16 protein-coding genes are annotated in these 17,515 nt (G+C 53.4%); 12 read left to right on the top strand and 4 right to left on the bottom strand.

What is annotated here, in order from left to right; genetic code table 11:
• Positions 1-106 precede the first annotated feature (106 nt).
• The gene (locus RG807_RS01385) at positions 107-1,321 is read left to right on the top strand and encodes a pyridoxal phosphate-dependent aminotransferase (RefSeq protein WP_309043248.1); all 1,215 of its coding nucleotides are present in this window, start codon (positions 107-109) and stop codon (positions 1,319-1,321) included.
• Between the two features lie 26 nt (positions 1,322-1,347).
• Positions 1,348-1,809 (top strand): hypothetical protein, encoded by a 462-nt coding sequence (locus RG807_RS01380; protein WP_309043247.1) that lies wholly within the window; start codon positions 1,348-1,350, stop codon positions 1,807-1,809.
• Between the two features lie 26 nt (positions 1,810-1,835).
• Here the strand turns inward: RG807_RS01380 and pdxB are convergent, their stop codons facing one another.
• From pdxB to RG807_RS01365, 3 genes are read right to left on the bottom strand one after another with little or no spacing between them, the layout of a single operon-like run.
• Positions 1,836-2,987: a 4-phosphoerythronate dehydrogenase PdxB gene (pdxB, locus tag RG807_RS01375; RefSeq protein ID WP_309043246.1), complete on the bottom strand. Its 1,152-nt coding sequence runs from the start codon at positions 2,985-2,987 to the stop codon at positions 1,836-1,838.
• A 17-nt stretch (positions 2,988-3,004) separates the two neighbouring features.
• Positions 3,005-4,294: a DEAD/DEAH box helicase gene (locus RG807_RS01370; RefSeq protein ID WP_309043245.1), complete on the bottom strand. Its 1,290-nt coding sequence runs from the start codon at positions 4,292-4,294 to the stop codon at positions 3,005-3,007.
• Between the two features lie 6 nt (positions 4,295-4,300).
• Positions 4,301-4,882 (bottom strand): elongation factor P hydroxylase, encoded by a 582-nt coding sequence (locus tag RG807_RS01365; RefSeq protein ID WP_309043244.1) that lies wholly within the window; start codon positions 4,880-4,882, stop codon positions 4,301-4,303.
• Positions 4,883-5,042: 160 nt separating this feature from the next.
• Here RG807_RS01365 and dsbD point away from each other — a divergent pair, with 160 nt between their 5' ends.
• The gene (dsbD, locus tag RG807_RS01360) at positions 5,043-6,938 is read left to right on the top strand and encodes a protein-disulfide reductase DsbD (RefSeq protein ID WP_309043243.1); all 1,896 of its coding nucleotides are present in this window, start codon (positions 5,043-5,045) and stop codon (positions 6,936-6,938) included.
• A gap of 36 nt (positions 6,939-6,974) precedes the next feature.
• On the opposite strand, the gene tusA is transcribed toward dsbD, so the two are convergent.
• Positions 6,975-7,214, bottom strand: coding sequence for a sulfurtransferase TusA (gene tusA, locus RG807_RS01355; RefSeq protein ID WP_309043242.1), 240 nt, complete (start codon positions 7,212-7,214; stop codon positions 6,975-6,977).
• Positions 7,215-7,298: 84 nt separating this feature from the next.
• Here tusA and RG807_RS01350 point away from each other — a divergent pair, with 84 nt between their 5' ends.
• The 9 genes from RG807_RS01350 (at position 7,299) to RG807_RS01310 (ending at position 17,492) form a co-directional block, all read left to right on the top strand.
• The gene (locus RG807_RS01350; protein ID WP_298447655.1) at positions 7,299-7,589 is read left to right on the top strand and encodes an antibiotic biosynthesis monooxygenase family protein; all 291 of its coding nucleotides are present in this window, start codon (positions 7,299-7,301) and stop codon (positions 7,587-7,589) included.
• A 126-nt stretch (positions 7,590-7,715) separates the two neighbouring features.
• Complete coding sequence (locus RG807_RS01345) at positions 7,716-9,542, top strand: sensor domain-containing diguanylate cyclase (protein ID WP_309043241.1); 1,827 nt, start codon at positions 7,716-7,718, stop codon at positions 9,540-9,542.
• Positions 9,543-9,783: 241 nt separating this feature from the next.
• Positions 9,784-11,214, top strand: coding sequence for a cytochrome-c oxidase, cbb3-type subunit I (gene ccoN / locus RG807_RS01340; RefSeq protein WP_298447659.1), 1,431 nt, complete (start codon positions 9,784-9,786; stop codon positions 11,212-11,214).
• 14 nt (positions 11,215-11,228) lie between these two features.
• Entirely contained in the window at positions 11,229-11,837 is a 609-nt protein-coding gene (ccoO, locus tag RG807_RS01335; RefSeq protein ID WP_309043240.1) for a cytochrome-c oxidase, cbb3-type subunit II, read from the top strand.
• Positions 11,838-11,841: 4 nt separating this feature from the next.
• Positions 11,842-12,027, top strand: a complete 186-nt coding sequence (locus RG807_RS01330) for a cbb3-type cytochrome oxidase subunit 3 (RefSeq protein ID WP_298447662.1) — start codon at positions 11,842-11,844, stop codon at positions 12,025-12,027.
• Complete coding sequence (gene ccoP, locus RG807_RS01325) at positions 12,024-12,914, top strand: cytochrome-c oxidase, cbb3-type subunit III (RefSeq protein WP_309043239.1); 891 nt, start codon at positions 12,024-12,026, stop codon at positions 12,912-12,914. Before RG807_RS01330 ends, ccoP begins: the two co-directional genes overlap by 4 nt.
• A 135-nt stretch (positions 12,915-13,049) precedes the next feature.
• Positions 13,050-14,480 (top strand): cytochrome c oxidase accessory protein CcoG, encoded by a 1,431-nt coding sequence (gene ccoG, locus RG807_RS01320; protein ID WP_309043238.1) that lies wholly within the window; start codon positions 13,050-13,052, stop codon positions 14,478-14,480.
• A 49-nt stretch (positions 14,481-14,529) separates the two neighbouring features.
• Positions 14,530-15,045: a FixH family protein gene (locus RG807_RS01315; protein WP_309043237.1), complete on the top strand. Its 516-nt coding sequence runs from the start codon at positions 14,530-14,532 to the stop codon at positions 15,043-15,045.
• Complete coding sequence (locus tag RG807_RS01310; RefSeq protein ID WP_309043236.1) at positions 15,042-17,492, top strand: heavy metal translocating P-type ATPase; 2,451 nt, start codon at positions 15,042-15,044, stop codon at positions 17,490-17,492. Before RG807_RS01315 ends, RG807_RS01310 begins: the two co-directional genes overlap by 4 nt.
• The last annotated feature ends 23 nt before the right edge of the window (positions 17,493-17,515 follow it).

Here is a 17,515-nt window from a genome sequence, read left to right as displayed (position 1 = left end):
CATCACAATTCCCCTGTTGCCGTTGGCCTCGCCTCCGCTAGAATAGGGGTTTGCCTTTACGGCAGATGCCTGTTTTACGTTTATTGACTGAGGAAGCCCGGGTCTTATGCAGAACTACTACAAATCCGCCAAGCTGGATAACGTGTGCTATGAAATACGTGGCGTAGTTATGCGGGAAGCGCGCAGACTCGAGGAAGAAGGACACCGGGTACTCAAGCTCAATATTGGTAACCCTGCCTCTTTTGAACTGGATGTTCCCGAAGAGATCCAGCAAGACGTGATCTACAACATGCAACAGGCTCAGGGTTATGTGGAGTCAAAAGGCCTGTTTTCTGCGCGCAAGGCAGTCATGCACTACTGCCAGCAAAGAGGCATCGACAAGGTCGATATTGACGACATATTTCTGGGTAACGGTGTCAGCGAGCTGATTGTGATGACCATGCAAGCCATGCTCAACACCGGCGATGAAGTTCTGATTCCTGCACCAGACTACCCTTTGTGGACAGCTGCCGTGACACTCTCCAGTGGCAAACCTGTGCACTACCGTTGTGACGAGGAACAAAACTGGTTCCCGGACATCGACGATATCCGCAAAAAGATAACGAACCGCACCCGTGCAATCGTGCTGATTAACCCGAATAACCCTACAGGTGCGGTTTATAGTCAGGAACTGCTGGAACAAGTTATTGAGCTTGCCCGCAAGCACAACCTGATTGTGCTTTCAGACGAGATCTACGACAAGATTCTCTATGACGGTACGCAACACGTTTCTACTGCGTCACTGGCAGATGATGTGCTCTTCTTTACCTACAACGGGCTTTCCAAGAACTATCGGGCTGCCGGTTACCGTTCAGGCTGGATGATCATCAGCGGCGCCAAGCACCTGGCAAAAGACCTGATTGAAGGCATCGATATGCTTTCCAACATGCGCCTGTGCGCTAACGTACCTGCGCAGCTAGCGATACAAACAGCGCTGGGCGGCTATCAATCAATCAATGATCTGGTCGCACCTGGGGGCAGGCTATACGAACAGCGGGAAACTGCCTGGCGGATGCTCAATGACATCCCCGGTGTAAGCTGCGTTAAGCCTCAGGGCGCACTGTACTTGTTCCCGCGACTGGATCCGAAGATACATCCGGTTGTAAATGATGAAAAGCTGGTTCTGGATCTTCTCCTGCAAGAGAAAATCCTTCTGGTCCAGGGTTCAGCGTTCAATATTGATGACAAGCAACATCTCCGGGTCGTGTTCCTGCCCCGGAAAGACACGCTGGAGGATGCCATGACCAGACTGGGCAACTTCCTCAGCAAATACAGACAGTAAAACGGCAGGCAAGCAAGAAGTGATCTATGGCTGACATCCATATCGAAGAATTCTACAAAGACGCAGCTGTTGCCTTGGTGCAGCTTTACAACGCCTTTCCAAGGCGGGTAAACCTGTTTGTGGAAGATATTGCCGGCGCGGACCAGCCGGACGAGTTCGGGCTGCATAGCAAACGCCATATGGCGTGCTTTGGCACGCTATTATGGCTAGCAGAAGAAGGTTTTCTTCGCTATGTGGATACTATTCGGCAGGACGCTCTTGATCAGGCGGTTCTTACCCAAGAAGCCTTCATACGCTTGAGCGCACCTGCACCCGATGCGCTTGTGCAGGCGTTCGGCGACCCTGAAAATCTCACAGGCGCTCCCCTGCCACCGTCTCTAAAAGAAGACCTCTCCAGTCACATTCATCTTGTACGCACTGTGCTGAAAAGCCGTCACTCCTTGCGTATTGGCCAAGTCGTTCGAGCAACACTTTTTACTGAGAAATAAAGCCGTTGGGACTGATAGGGGGCAAATCAGATTTTCAACTTGAACCCAATCGCACGAAAACTGTCCTGAAGGGATTTACTGGTGCCTTTTAGCTGCACTTTCAGGCTGGAGCATTCCCTTCGTGTGGGATAGTCCTTCCGCATGCGGTCAAACGCGGCACCGCGCTCTTCGCTGGTTGGAAGCCCCATGATATGGCGCAGGCGCGCATCGTCCTGCCTCGGGTCGTAGCAGGCCCGCAGCGCTACGCGAATGGCCGCCTGCTCATCGGCTGCACTTGTAAATGACACCTTGCTGAGCGCAGGCTCAGGCAGGAACTGGCCCGCTTGCTTGCGCGCCGGCAGCCCCAGAAACCGGCTAACCGCCTGGTAGATCATCTCGGTGCCCTGAACTTTACCCTCAAGACTGTAGCCGGCAATGTGAGGGGTCGCTAGCCAAGTCTTTCCTACAAGCTCCTGGTCAACCCTAGGCTCTTCCTCCCAAACGTCAAGCGCTACCAGTGGCGCATTAGCCTGGCTCAGGCGCTCATTCAGTGCAGCGCCATCAATTACTTCACCGCGCCCGGTATTGATCAGCAACTGCTCGGAAGACAGCGAATCCAGCTCACGCTTGCCAATCAAATGCAGGGTGGGGTGAGCAGAGTCTCGAGTTAATGGTGTATGGAAGGTGACGACATCGCACGCAAGCACTTCATCCAGGCTCACGAAGGCAAGGTCTCCTTCGCGCTCTGCCCTGGGTGGATCGCAAAGCTTCACACTGAAGCCCAAGCGATCCAGCTTTTCCGCAAGCTCATTGCCAACATTGCCGGCGCCAACAATCCCAACTGTGAGTTGCGACCAATCATTCAGCACCTTGCGCTCTGCGTACAGAGACAAAACACTCAACACATATTCAACGACACTGTTAGCGTTGCAACCAGGTGCTGCTGAAAAACGGATGCCATTCTCTTCCAGCCAACTCAGGTCAATGTGATCGGTTCCAATTGTGGCCGTTCCGACAAAGCGAACAGAACTGCCTTCGAGTAATTCACGGTTAACTCGAGTAACCGACCGAACCAGCAATATGTCTGCATCACGAACATCGTTGGCACTCATCGTTCGGCCAGAGACACGCCGAATCTCACCTATGTCACCGAAAAACGCCTCCAACTGCGGAATGTTTTCATCTGCGACGATCAACATAATAAGCTCATGCCGCCTCAGTTTCTGCGTGGGCGGGGGCCACCACGACCACCCGGCCCGCGTCCGCCCTGTCCTTGCGACGGCCTGCGGCCACGCTTGCGGGTAATGGGCGGATTATCCATGTCAGCCATCAACTCTTCTTCCGGAACGGTTGTTTTGAGCTTTTGACCGATGTACTTCTCAATGGCCGGAAGACCAAATGAGTCGTCCTCTCCTGCAAAACTGACCGACACACCTGTCTTTCCGGCCCTGCCAGTGCGCCCAATGCGATGCACGTAATCTTCAGCGCTGTCCGGCAGATTGTAATTGAACACATGGGTAACGCCATCCACATGGATGCCGCGCCCGGCAACATCCGTAGCCACTAGCACCTGAATGCTTCCGGCCTTGAACTGTTCCAGAGTTTTCAGACGCTTGGCCTGGGCAATCTCTCCAGACATAAGAGCAACTTTAACGCCCTGGTTACGCAAATCCTCTTCGAGGTCCCGGCACTGGTCACGTCGATTGGCAAACACCAAAGCCTTTTCAACCTCAGGACGCTTGAGATAGTTCACCAACACCGGCAGTTTTTCGTCATCGCCAACCATGTAAACCGTCTGTTCGACCCGCTCGGCAGTTTTCTGCTCCGGCTCGATCTCCACAAACTCGGCATTATTGGTCCACATAGACGCCAGGTTCAGAACGTCCTGATTGAAAGTGGCGCTGAACAGCAGTGTTTGACGTTCATCTTTAGGAGTGCACTTGCGGATAATGCGCTTTACATCAGGAATGAATCCCATGTCGAGCATTCGGTCTGCCTCATCCAGAATGAGGATGTCGAGCTGATCAAGGAATACGTCCTGGGAGCCAAGGAAGTCAATCAGGCGACCCGGGGTGGCCACAAGAATATCAACAATGCCGTTGTGCAGCTGTTCGCGCTGCTTGTCATAATGCATACCACCCACTACGGTAACGACGTTGTGGCCCGTGTGTTTGCACAACTCTTCTGCATCCTTGGCAATCTGCATGGCCAGTTCGCGCGTAGGCGCCAGCGCCAGAACCCGAGGCTCAGATGCAAAGCGATCGCCCTCTGGTATTGGCGTTTCGAGCAGGCTCTGAATGGCGGTAATCAGAAACGCCGCTGTTTTCCCGGTTCCTGTTTGCGCCTGGCCTATCAAGTCCTGGCACGCCAGTGTCCAGGGCAGAGTTTCCGCCTGAATCGGCGTGCAGTATTCGAAACCAATGGCGGCAATGGCGTCCAGCAGGCGTTTGTCCAGATTCAGATCGCTGAATCTCAGATCGCCGGTGTGCTTTGAATCAGATGTCATGGAGTCTCAGTTTGCCTCATAATGTTCTTTTGCAGAATATAGCGGAACCACGCGCCGGACATCATCACGCCAGGCTGTACTGAAGTTATCGTCGGTTCCATAAAACGATTTCAACGTATCAAAAAAGGACTGTGCCCGCCGCGGCAGACCAGTCGTCAAATAATTTTCGGCCTGGCCAAGCACCCTGGAACGGAAACCGCATTCGTCAGACGCCCCCCCACCAGACAGGTTATCCACACTGATATGAAAATTCGAGCCAGCGGCCACTGAAAACAACCACTCGATAGCCTGTGGTTTGACCTCAACCTGTTCGAATGCCCGCTGCTGTGAAGGTGTCCGGCCGTCCGGGCAATACCAGTAACCATAGTCGTGAAGTGTGCGCCGGTGCTCACCTGCGACGCACCAGTGACTTATTTCGTGCAGAGCACTGGCATAATAGCCATGAGCAAAAACAATCTGCGCAAGCTCACTGGTGCCACCAGCAGGCAGGTATTCAGGTTCTTTGTCGCCTCTGACCAAAATAGTCCAGAATGCCTCCCGGAACAGGTCATTAAACAACATGATAAGATCGTTTGGGCTGTGATTCATTGGGAAGCTATTGTGCGACTTTAACGCGCCCAATGCCAGAGGGAACTTTCTTGCGGACCCTATGTCCATTCACTCGCAAAATACTACCGGAGCGCAGGCACCTTATTGTATCGCCAGCTCTCTTGTGCGCCATGACACTCACCGGGAAACTGCTTACTCCATGACAGTATTATCTACCACTTCCGGCAACGCTCGCCGCCTCCTCTCTCCAACCAGCTTGCTGTTCGTATTCGCCCTGCTGTTTACAGCTACAAATACGTCCTGGGCATTTGGCGGCGGTAACTCCCTGTTTGGCGGCCAGAGCAACCAGTTTCTTCCGGTAGATGAAGCCCTTCCCTTCAGCCACTCCATAGAAGGTGACGCAGTGCTGCTCCTCTGGGACATCACACCCGGGCACTATCTCTACAAGGATCGCGTCAGCATTAAATCGCTGAGTGAAGGTGTCAGTGCGGGCGTCCCTCAATATTCCAGCCCCGGCACAGAAACAGAAGACGAGTTTTTCGGGAAGACCACTGTCTTCTTTGATCCCGTTGAAGCCCGGGTTCACGTCACTCTGCCAGACAATGCCCGGGAAGCCCGCTTCGAGGTAACCTATCAGGGCTGTGCAGAAGCAGGATTATGCTATCCACCGCAGACCCGCGAAGTGCTCTTTTATCAAAGCAGTGACGCTGCCGGAGCACAAGGGGCCACGGGCTCAGCTGCGCCTACAAAGATAAAAACGGACACCAGCTCGGCAACCGGGCTTGCGGGCTTTCTCTCGGAGCAGTCGACGCTGGTTATAGCTGGCGTATTTCTGCTGCTCGGGCTTGGGCTAACCTTTACCCCTTGCGTACTGCCAATGGTTCCGATCATTTCCTCACTAGTGTCCGGACAAAACACCCGCACGACTGGCCAGGCAATTCTGCTTGCCAGCAGCTACGTGCTGGGCATGGCGCTAACCTATGCTGGCGCCGGAGTGCTTACAGGATTGCTTGGAGCCAGCTTCAACCTGCAGGCGCAGCTCCAGTCGCCCTGGGTGCTCGGTGTGTTTGCGGTGATGTTCGTGGTTTTTGCGCTGTCGATGTTTGATCTGTTTGAAATTCAGCTGCCGCGCGCCATCCGCGATTCATTAAACAATGCCAGCCAGCGCCTCACAGGTGGCCGGGTGATCAGCATTTTCGGCATAGGCGCGCTCTCTGCTCTTATTGTATCGCCCTGCGTGTCTGCACCCCTTGCAGGCAGCCTCCTTTACATCTCAACAACACAGGATGCAGTAATCGGTGGCATTGCTCTTTTTGCTCTAGGGCTGGGCATGGGGATCCCACTCATTCTGGTAGCGGTTGGTGGGCGCAAGCTTCTGCCAAGCACCGGGCACTGGATGACCACCGTCAAACACTTCTATGGTGTGATGCTGATTGCCGTCGCGATCTGGCTGATTGAGCGCCTGGTTCCAGGGTGGGTTGGGCTCACTTTATGGGGAATGCTGATTGCTATAACCGGCGTACAGCTGGGGGCTTTTGACGCCGCAAAGGCTGGCTGGGAACGGACCCGCAAAGGTCTGGGGCTGATCTTTTTCGCTTATGGCCTGGCATTGCTGGCCGGCGCCATTGCCGGTGCCAATAACCCCCTTGCACCACTGGACCCGTTCATCGCCAAAGCGCCTTTCAGCGGGAACCCAGGTGACACAGCTGGCAACGACATTAGCCACGCGGGCTTTACCCGGGTAGAAGCGCCCGCCGATATTGAAGCGATGCTCCTGCAAGCCCAACAGGAAGGTCGCCCTGTAATGCTGGACTTCTACGCCGACTGGTGCATTTCATGCAAAGTAATGGAGCGCAACGTATTTAGCGACGGGACTGTCATTAACTCGCTCAAGCCTTTTACGCTGCTACAAATTGACATGACGGACAACACACCTGCTCAACAGGCCATGCTGGACGAACTAGGGCTGTTCGGGCCACCGGCGATACTGTTTTACGATAGCAGCGGCGGTGAAATGAAACCACAGAGAGTGCTGGGTGAAATGAACCGCAGCCAGTTCCTCGATCACCTCAATGGGCTGACGCCCTCTATTTGACCACTCAAGCACCACAGCAGGATGACGTTACGGGCATTATTCGCCTCGGCGAATGAAGTAAACAAACTGGTCTTCCTGCTCTGTATGACTGATCAGCTCATGTCCTAAAAACTGACAAAACCGCGGTATATCACGGGTCGTTGATGGGTCTGTTGCTATCACCCGCAAAACCTTTCCAGGTTCAACATTATTGATGCCAGTGTGAAGCATCATCACTGGTTCAGGACAAAACAGGCCGCTGGCATCCAGTTCGGCATCAAAATCGGTAGCACTCACAAAATGTCTCCTTCTGGATGATCTGATTTTTCAGAAATACGTGCTAAATTACTGTTTATACCATTAAAACATCTGGAGGTTTGCATGATCCGGGTTCTGATCGAACGCCATATTGCTGAGTCACTTGAAACTGCCTATGAAGAGCGCTCCCGCAAAGTTCTGCAACGTGCTGTGGCAGCACCGGGGTTTATTTCCGGGGAAACACTGGTCGATAAAAACGATCCCAACCACCGGATCACCCTTGCAAACTGGCGCTCTGAAGCGGACTGGAACCGTTGGTATCTTTCAGACGACCGCCGCAACCTGATGGCAGAACTAGTGCCAATGATGGACAAAGATGAAGCTATAACGGTACTTGCACAGAGCGGCGTTTAATCCGTCCGGGCAAAGCCTGTGACGGCTTGCAGAATTTCAAACTGTTTTACAACACTGATTCTGCATTTTCGCTACACTTCCGAGTTCCAAGGCTCTGCCCCAAGCCAAGGCTCTCGGGAAATGCTGATGTCACTCGTAGCGCGCTTTATCGTTTTTCTGCTCTGCAGCCTAGTTCCGGCATTCGCTATTGCGAATATGGCTGCCCATGCCTCCCAGTGCCCAGCGATAGACGCCAACGATGTTTATGCACGCAGCTCGTTGATGCATTATGTTTGCTATTACCAAGCTTCTCCCGGTGAGCCAGCGCACTCCGCAAGGCGCCCTGACGAACTGCCAAAGAACCTTGAGTGGACCCCCTCTCGCGGACACGACCTGACATTTACTCAAACCCGGTCAGTGTACTGGATTCGCCTGAACATTCGAAATAGCGGCAGCGAGCGCGGGCTATGGTATCTCAACCTCAACTATCCTTTGCTTGACGAAGTCACCTACTGGTGGAGCAACAACTCCAGGGACGTCCTGGTCACTGGCGACCAGCACCGATTCGGCTCAAGGGCCATAGACTACCGATATTTCCTTTTTCCTATAAAACTCGACAGGGGTGAAACCCGCACGATTACACTTCGAGTGCACAGCAGTGGCGCGCTGAACATCCCCTTGAGGCTGGAATCTCCGAGAGAGCTCATTGCCTCAAGCAACCACCTATCTGTGACCCACGGGCTGTTTTACGGCGCCATTCTGGTGCTTGCGGCTTTTAACCTTCTGCTCTTTATCAGTTCCCGCACCGCCTATTACTTTCATAACGCACTTTATATGGTCGCCATGGGCCTTTTCCTGTTTACCATGGGTGGTTTTGCCAATCAGTATTTCTGGCCCGAGAGCCCCCAGTTTGCGAGCATATCCATTCCCCTCACGCTGGTACTCTGCGCTTTGGCGATGTCTCTCTTTGGCCGCTCATTCCTCGAAGTAGAGCAAGGCACACGTGCTGACAAAACCCTGAAAGTCATCATCTGGATTTGCGCGGCGTTTACTGGGCTGACACTCATACTCCCATACACCGAAACCATTCTGTACAACACCGCTCTCGGGCTGGCCATCATCTTTGTTCTTTCAATTATTGCTATAAGCCGTTGGCGTCAAGGTTATCAACCAGCAAAGTGGTATGTTCTGGCTTGGGCAATCATGGCAGGCGGTGCTTTGGCTTATGCTGGTGCAGCATTCGGTTATCTTGCAGACTTTTTAGCGCGAGAATCACTGATGCAAATCGCCATCGGTGGTCAGGTCATTTTGCTTAACTACGCCATGGTTCAGCGCTGGCGTCTTCTGAACGATAAACTGCTGAAAGTAGAGCAAGAAGCCCGAACAGACCTGGAGCACAAAGTGCACGAGCGCACTGCCCAGTTGCGTTCCACAATGCGAGAGCTGGAGAAAGCCAACCGAAAACTCGCCGCTCTTAGCCTCAACGACTCCCTTACCGGGCTTTTTAACCGTCGCCATATGGACAACATTCTGGCTGAACTGTGTGCTGAGGCGCGCAGAACCGGGCAACCGCTAACCGTCGCCCTACTCGACGCCGATCACTTCAAATCCATCAACGACACATGGGGCCACGGCTTTGGCGACATATGGCTACAGCAAATAGCCGGCATTTTAAGCCGCCATGTGAAGCGGCCACGGGACATTGCCGTCCGGTTTGGTGGTGAAGAGTTTGCACTACTGTTACCGGGCACCGACACCGAAGGCGCTAAAAGAGTATGCGACGCTATACTTGAAGACTTACGCACCACCGAGATAGAGGCTCCCGGCGGAAACCTCGCCCAACTTACTCTCAGCGCAGGCATTGCGACACTATTACCGGACGAAGATAAGCAGACATTGTTCGCACGGGCCGACCGCGCTTTGTACAAAGCCAAAGCCCGCGGTCGAGACCAGGTAGTGCTAGCTGACGTTTGACGTATTTTATGTCGCTTCACACCGTTTTTTTGTCCTTAGTCAATTTTGACGAGTTCAACTTGCTCGCTTCGGGCGCTATCATATTGAAACGGCAGGCATGAGCGCATGGGAAAGGCGCCATGCTGCTGTTTCGGGTGCATTTGACAGATATCAGGAGTTGACCCGCGTCATTGCAAACAGCTAATGCTTTCTCCATACTTGCGCCCGCATAATTTCCCTCTCTGAACCCATTGGTAAGGCTATGAGCACACAAAATCCGAACCTGACATATAACTATAAGGTGGTGAGACAGTTCGCCATCATGACAGTAGTGTGGGGTATTGTAGGCATGGCGCTGGGCGTGTTGATTGCAGCACAACTGGTCTGGCCATCCCTCAACCTCGATCTGCCATGGACTCACTTCGGTCGCCTGCGACCGCTGCATACTAACGCCGTTATCTTCGGCTTTGGTGGCAGTGCCCTGTTCGCGACATCCTATTACGTTGTGCAGCGCACCTGTCAGGCTCGCCTGATTTCAGACAAACTCGCCGCCTTTACCTTCTGGGGCTGGACCGCAATTATTGTCGCAGCAGCCATCACTTTGCCGATGGGCTACACCAGCACTAAAGAATACGCAGAACTGGAGTGGCCTATTGATATCGCGATTGCGATAGTCTGGGTTACTTACGCCGTAGTGTTTTTTGGTACTATTACAAAGCGCAGCACGCCTCACATTTATGTTGCCAACTGGTTCTACGGTGGGTTTATCCTTACCATCGCCGTACTCCACATTGGAAACAACATGGCGCTGCCTGTCAGTGCATTTAAATCCTACTCAGCATATGCCGGTGTAACCGACGCTATGATGCAGTGGTGGTACGGTCATAACGCAGTAGGCTTTTTCCTGACCGCAGGCTTCCTGGGCATGATGTATTACTTCGTTCCCAAGCAGGCTGGACGTCCCGTTTATTCCTACCGCTTATCCATCGTTCACTTCTGGGCGCTTATTGCGACCTACGTATGGGCCGGCGGCCACCATCTTCACTATTCTGCCCTTCCAGATTGGGCCCAGACTGCCAGCATGGTGATGTCTCTGATCCTGCTTGCTCCGTCCTGGGGTGGCATGATCAACGGCATGATGACCCTATCCGGTGCATGGCACAAACTGCGTACTGACCCTATCCTGCGTTTCCTGGTGGTTTCCCTGTCGTTCTACGGCATGTCCACCTTTGAAGGCCCGATGATGTCTATCAAGACTGTGAACGCACTGTCCCACAACACGGATTGGACCATTGGCCACGTGCACTCCGGTGCCCTCGGCTGGGTTGCCATGATCAGTATTGGTGCAATTTATCACTTGATCCCGAAAGTATGGGGCCTCAAGGAAATGTACAGCACCAGCTTGATTAACGTGCACTTCTGGCTGGCAACTGTTGGCACCGTTCTGTACATCGTTGCTATGTGGGTAAACGGCATCATGCAGGGCCTCATGTGGCGTGCAGTCAACGACGACGGCACTCTTACCTACAGCTTTGTGGAAAGTCTTGAAGCATCCTACCCAGGCTACTTTGTACGCTTCCTCGGTGGCGTCATCTTCCTGAGCGGTATGCTGTTCATGGCCTATAACGTCTACATGACCGTGCGCCAGAAAGATGCGGTTGCTCAGGACAATGCAGCAATTCAGGCGGCGTAACGGAGAGAAACCCGATGAAACACGAAATTGTAGAAAAGAATATTGGCCTGATGATTGTATTCATCATCCTGGTCATCAGTGGTGGTTTTCTTGCGGAAGTGCTCCCGCTGTTTTTTCTGAAAGAAGTAAACGAGCCGATTGAAGGCCTTGAGCCCATATCGGCGCTGGAACTGGAAGGCCGTGACATCTACATCCGTGAGGGCTGTCACGTCTGCCACACCCAGCAAATCCGCCCGTTCCGCGCTGAAACCGAGCGCTACGGCCACTACTCCGTTGCGGGCGAGTTCGTGTACGAGCGCCCGTTCCTGTGGGGTTCCAAGCGCACAGGGCCTGACCTGGCCCGTGTTGGCGGTCGTTATTCAGATGCCTGGCAACGTCAGCACCTGATGGACCCCCGCAGCGTCGTTCCTGAGTCAAACATGCCTGCTTTCCCGTGGCTGTTCGATACGCTGGTGAACCACAAAGGCACCGCAGCCAAGCTGTCCGCTTTGCAGACTCTGGGCGTGCCCTACACTGACGAGCAAATCGCCAGTGCAGCCGACGAGCTTGAAGGCAAGTTCGAAATTGAAGCGCTGGTCGCATACCTGCAGCAGCTTGGCACCGTACTCTCAGACAAGCGGTAATCTGATGGATATTAACGAGTTACGCGGCGTTCACACCCTTGTACTGATGGCGGTCTTTATCGGCATCATCTGGTGGGCTTTCAGTGCCCACCGAAAAAAGGCGAACGAAGAAGCGGCCCACCTGCCGTTCGATGATGACGAGGTGGAAAAGCGTACTCTTGAACAGGAAAAAACGGAGAAAAAACAATGAGTACCTTCTGGAGCATCTGGGTCACAGTGATCGTGCTCGGTACAGTTTTTGGCTGCTGGTGGCTATTACTTGCAACACGTAAGAGCCAGGTATCCGATTCAGAAACCGAACGCACTACCGGCCACTCTTTCGATGGCATCGAAGAATATGATAACCCGCTGCCAAAATGGTGGTTCTATCTGTATGTGGCCACATGCATCTTCGCACTGGGCTATCTCGCACTCTATCCGGGTCTGGGTAACTTCAAGGGTTTGCTAGGCTGGACAGCTGTTAATCAGTGGGAGGCCGAAGTTGCGAGTGCTGATGAAAAATACGGCGAAATCTATGCCCAATATGGTCAAACCCCGGTAATAGAGCTGGCGAAAGACGAAGACGCACTAAAAATTGGTCAGCGCCTGTTTGCCAACAACTGTGCTGTCTGCCACGGCTCCGCCGCTCGAGGCCAGGTTGGCTTTCCAAACCTGACTGATGACGACTGGCTGTGGGGTGGCACACCTGACGCCATTCTGGAGACTTTGCGCAACGGCCGCATGGGTAACATGCCAGCGAAAGGCGTCATGCCGAACATGAACGCGGCTCAGGTTGACCAAGTGGTTAACTATGTACTGAGCTTCAGTGGTCGTGAAAAGGATGCAGCCGCTGCAGAGGCGGGTGAAGCTGTATTTGCACAAGCCTGCGCTGCCTGCCACGGAGCAGACGGAAAGGGCATGCAAGCCCTGGGCGCGCCGAATCTGACAGATAACATCTGGCTGTACGGCTCCAACTACGAGTGGATCAAAGAGACGGTTCTGCACGGTCGCCAAAACGAGATGCCCGCCCAAAGCGGTCGCTTGTCCAGCGATCAGATCCAGATCCTGGCTGCTTACGTTTACAGCCTTTCAAATTGACGTTCCTGCCGGGTCTTTGACCCGGCTTGGTCTGTTCAACCCTGTGTCTGCTCTTGCGGGCACAGGCTTGAAAAGATCAGCACCAGCCCCTGAAAAGGCATTGCGCCCGCTTTACGACTCCATCTGGAGGTACTCATGAGTAACGAAATCCCGGTCAAACAGATCGACCCCTCCTCAGAACCTTCGGGCGACACACAAAACACAAAAACAGTAGAGCTCTACGCCAGTCGCAAGAAAATCTACGTCAAAGAAGTAACCGGTCTGTTCCAGCGCATCCGCACTGTCAGTCTGCTGCTACTCATGAGTATGTACTTCCTGTTCGTATGGTTAACTTTGGACGGCAACCCGCTTATCCACTTCGACCTGCCGGCCCGGGAATTCCATCTCTACGGCGCGACGTTCTACCCTAAAGACTTCTTTTTACTTTCAGGCATGCTGATTATCAGTGCCTTTGGTCTGTTCTTCATAACCACGCTCTTTGGCCGAGTCTGGTGTGGTTACACCTGCCCGCAAACGGTGTGGACGTTCATCTTTATGTGGGTTGAGGAGCGTATAGAGGGCAGCCGCAACAAGCGCATGAAGCTCGACAAAGCACCCAACTCACGGGAAAAAATGTTCAAAAAATCAGCAAAACATACTGTTTGGCTGATTATTGCCTTGCTGACCGGGCTAACATTTGTCGGTTACTTCTACCCGATTCGCGAACTCATTTCCGATATTTTCACCCTTCAGGCGAATGGCTGGGCGTACTTCTGGGTGGCCTTCTTCACCGCGGCCACGTACATCAACGCCGGTTGGATGCGGGAGCAAGTTTGCCTGTACATGTGCCCGTACGCTCGCTTCCAGTCCGTTATGTTCGACCCAAATACCCGCATCGTTTCCTACGATCCAAATCGCGGCGAGCCTCGCGGCGGCCGCAAAAAGGACGCAAAGCCAGACGAAGTTGGTCTTGGAGACTGTATTGATTGTGGGCAGTGTGTGCACGTGTGCCCCACAGGAATTGATATTCGTGATGGCCTTCAATACGAGTGCATCGGCTGTGCTCTCTGCATCGACGCCTGTGATGAAATCATGGACAAGATGGACTACCCTCGCGGGCTGATTCGTTACACCACTGAGAATGAACTTGAAGGAAAGCCTTCAAAACTGCTTCGGCCCCGTACGTTTGGTTACGGTGCAGTTTTGACCGCGATGATCGGAGCGATCGTGTTCGTCATCGCCACTCGTGTACCTGCACAGATGGATGTGCTGCGGGATCGGGGTGCACTATTCAGTTTTAATGGTGAAGGCCGAATTGAAAACTCCTACACGCTGAAAATAGTAAATATGTCGGAATTGCCCCAGACATTCAGCCTGTCGGTACAAGGCATGGACGGCATTCGTATTCTCACACAAACCCAGGTAACCGTAGACAGCGGAGAAAACCGATCGTTGCCGACGGTTGTCGATGTGCCACCAGAGTCGATTCCACAATCGAATAATGAAATCATCTTCCATGCACAGTCTGAAACGGATGCTTCACTGAAGCTGGAAACCGAAAGCCGATTTGTCGGTCCAACCCAGTGATCCACAGTGATCACCGTTGGCAACCTGTAAACAGACGAGACTGAGCACTATGAATCAAGAAGTATCCGTAGCACCCTGGTATCGCCAGCCCTGGTTCTGGTTTCTGACCATTGCACCATTATGTGCTATTACCGTTAGCATGATCATGCTCGCTGTAGCGTCGAACATGAAAGATACGATGGTGTCTGACGACTACTCTAAAGAGGGGCGCGGCATTAACCTCGAGATTGCCCGTGACCAAGCAGCGGCAGATATGGGGCTCAACGCTGATATTTCGTTCGAAGATCGCAGTATCCTGATGCATGTAAACACGCTACAAGGTCCTGCAGACTTCCCTTATCTGATACTCAACCTGTTTCACCCAACGCTTTCCGAAAAAGACCGTACGATCCAGTTCCGTAGTGACGGTAATGGCCACTATACGGGCAATATGCTGGATGACATTAACGGCCGTTGGTACTACGAGCTACGCGGCCCGAATAACCACTGGCGCCTTAAAGGCGAGGCCTGGTTACCGACCGACAGCAACTTGCATATGGGCCCGAAAGGATCCGCCCAAGGGTGACCCCTGTGGATTGCTTCCATTGTGGCGAGCCGGCTGACGGCGAGCCGCGTATTACTCTTGAGCTTGATGGCCAAACACGTTTTTTCTGTTGCCACGGTTGCAAGGCGGTGTGTGAAACCATTCACACTGAAGGCCTCACAGGCTTTTATCAGCTCCGCACGCACACCGCTATTACACCGCGCCAATTAACAGCCGCCGAACTCGACAGACTCAGAGAGCTGGACCACCCGCTGGTTCAGCAAGCCTTTGTATCTCCCGTTAAGGGTGGGCAGGAGGCCCAGCTTTTAATCGGTGGCATCACTTGTGCCGCGTGCATATGGCTGCTTGAAAACCACATGAAAAAGCAGCCTGGTGTGATTTCTTTCTCCGTAAACCACACCACGCAAAGAGCACGCCTCAACTGGGCTCAGAACCAAGCCGCACTGAGCGATCTGTTGATCGCTATACATGAGCTCGGCTACACCGCCCGCCCCTATCAATCAGATGAAGTAGAGGATCAACTCAAAGCAGAAAATCGCTCCATGCTGATTCGCTTGGCTGTCGCGGGCATGGGCACCTTCCAAAGCATGATGCTCGCTTTCCCACTCTACTTTGAGCTGGTCAGCGACCTGTCACCTGAGCTTGTGTCCTTTTTCCGGTGGTTTGGTTTATTGGTGGCGACGCCCGTTGTTTTCTACAGCGCCGATTCGTTTTTCCGCAATGCGTTCAGGGATATAAAGACCCGACATCTGACCATGGATGTACCTGTGGCCATTGCTATAGGCCTTGCATACCTGGCGAGTGCCTGGGTAACCGTAATGGGCGGTGAAGAGGTCTATTTTGAATCTGTCTGTATGTTTACCTTTTTCCTGCTGCTCGGACGCTACATTGAAGCTCAGGCAAGATACCGCGCGGGACTTACTGGTAATGCCTTGGCGGGCTTCAACCCAACAGTAGCAACCAAGGTGACCGGCGAGGAAACGGAAGTTGTACCCGCCCACCAGGTAAAACCCGGCGACGTGGTTCGTATCCGGCCTGGAGAAACACTGCCAGTAGATGGGGTAATTCTGCGCGGCCAGTCCACGCTCAATGAGTCCGCACTCACTGGTGAGTATTTGCCGGAAACCCGGGTTCCTGGCAACAGAGTGCATGCGGGTAGCGTGAATGGCGAAAACCCGCTGGATATTCAAGTTGAGAAGTCCGGAGCTCAAACACGACTATCCGGCATTCTTCGGATACTCGACCGGGTGCAATCCGAAAAGCCACCTGTCGCCCGTATGGCAGACCGCATAGCAGGCAAGTTTGTTGGGCGCGTGCTAATTCTTGCCCCTGTAGTCTGGATCGGATGGTGGTGGGCAGGAGCAGACAATGCTTTCGATATCACTCTCTCCGTACTTGTAGTGACTTGCCCCTGCGCACTGTCGCTGGCAACGCCGACTGCGATTACCTCTGCCACGGTCAAACTGCGGCGGCTGGGCTTCCTTCCCACCCGCGGCCATGCACTTGAGTCCATGAATACCATAGACACGGTAATCTTCGACAAAACCGGCACGCTGACCCGAGGCAGATTGAGCCTGATTGATACCCGCATTACAGGAAGCAAAAGCAAAGATACATGCCTGCGCCTGGCTTCCGGTCTTGAGCAACATTCTGAACACCCTATTGCACAGGTATTTCACAACCGGCCATCTGCAGCCATCGAAGAGGTCACCAACCATTTGGGTGGTGGCCTAACCGGGCGTTTGGGTGATCACACGTTTTTTATTGGGCACAAGGCCTTCGTGGCGGAACATCTGAACGCGCCAGAACCGGAATCAGAGCCCCACACAGGCATGGAAATCTGGCTGGCCTCCGATACCGAATGGCTTGCAAGCTTCTGGCTTGATGACCAGCCCCGGGAGGACGCGGCCCAAGCTGTCAAAGCGTTGCAGAATGCAGGTATTCGCACGTTATTGTTGAGCGGAGATCGATCCGGCCATGTGCGCGAGATAGCGGACATGTTGGGAATCGATGAGGCAATTGGCCAGGCATCGCCAGAACAAAAGCTTGAGATTCTGCAAAAGCTCAAAGCAGAAGGCCATCAGGTGATGATGGTTGGTGACGGCCTCAACGACCTACCCTCTATGGCTGGCGCAGGTATATCGGTTGCCATGGGCACTGCAGCGGATCTTACGCAACTGAAAGCAGATGCTGTCTTGCTCAATGGCCAACTAATGCAACTTGTAGAGGCGCTGGATACCAGCCGCCGCACCCGAAAGATCATTCGGCAAAATATGGCATGGGCACTCATCTACAACGTCAGTGCGTTGCCTCTGGCAGCAGCAGGCCTGGTTCCACCCTGGCTGGCAGCAATTGGAATGTCGATTAGCTCCCTGATTGTCGTATTGAACGCATTACGCCTCGGCAAACAGACTCGGGCCAAAACTCGTCCCGGAACATTACAAGTTGGCGCACAGGTTGCGCCCTGATACCGTGAACATCTGGTTTTAAT

This window comes from Marinobacter sediminicola, assembly GCF_031157525.1.
Lineage (GTDB): Bacteria > Pseudomonadota > Gammaproteobacteria > Pseudomonadales > Oleiphilaceae > Marinobacter > Marinobacter sediminicola.
The sequence above is the reverse complement of the archived record's forward strand: the minus strand, read 5'-3'. Positions and strand labels throughout refer to the sequence as shown.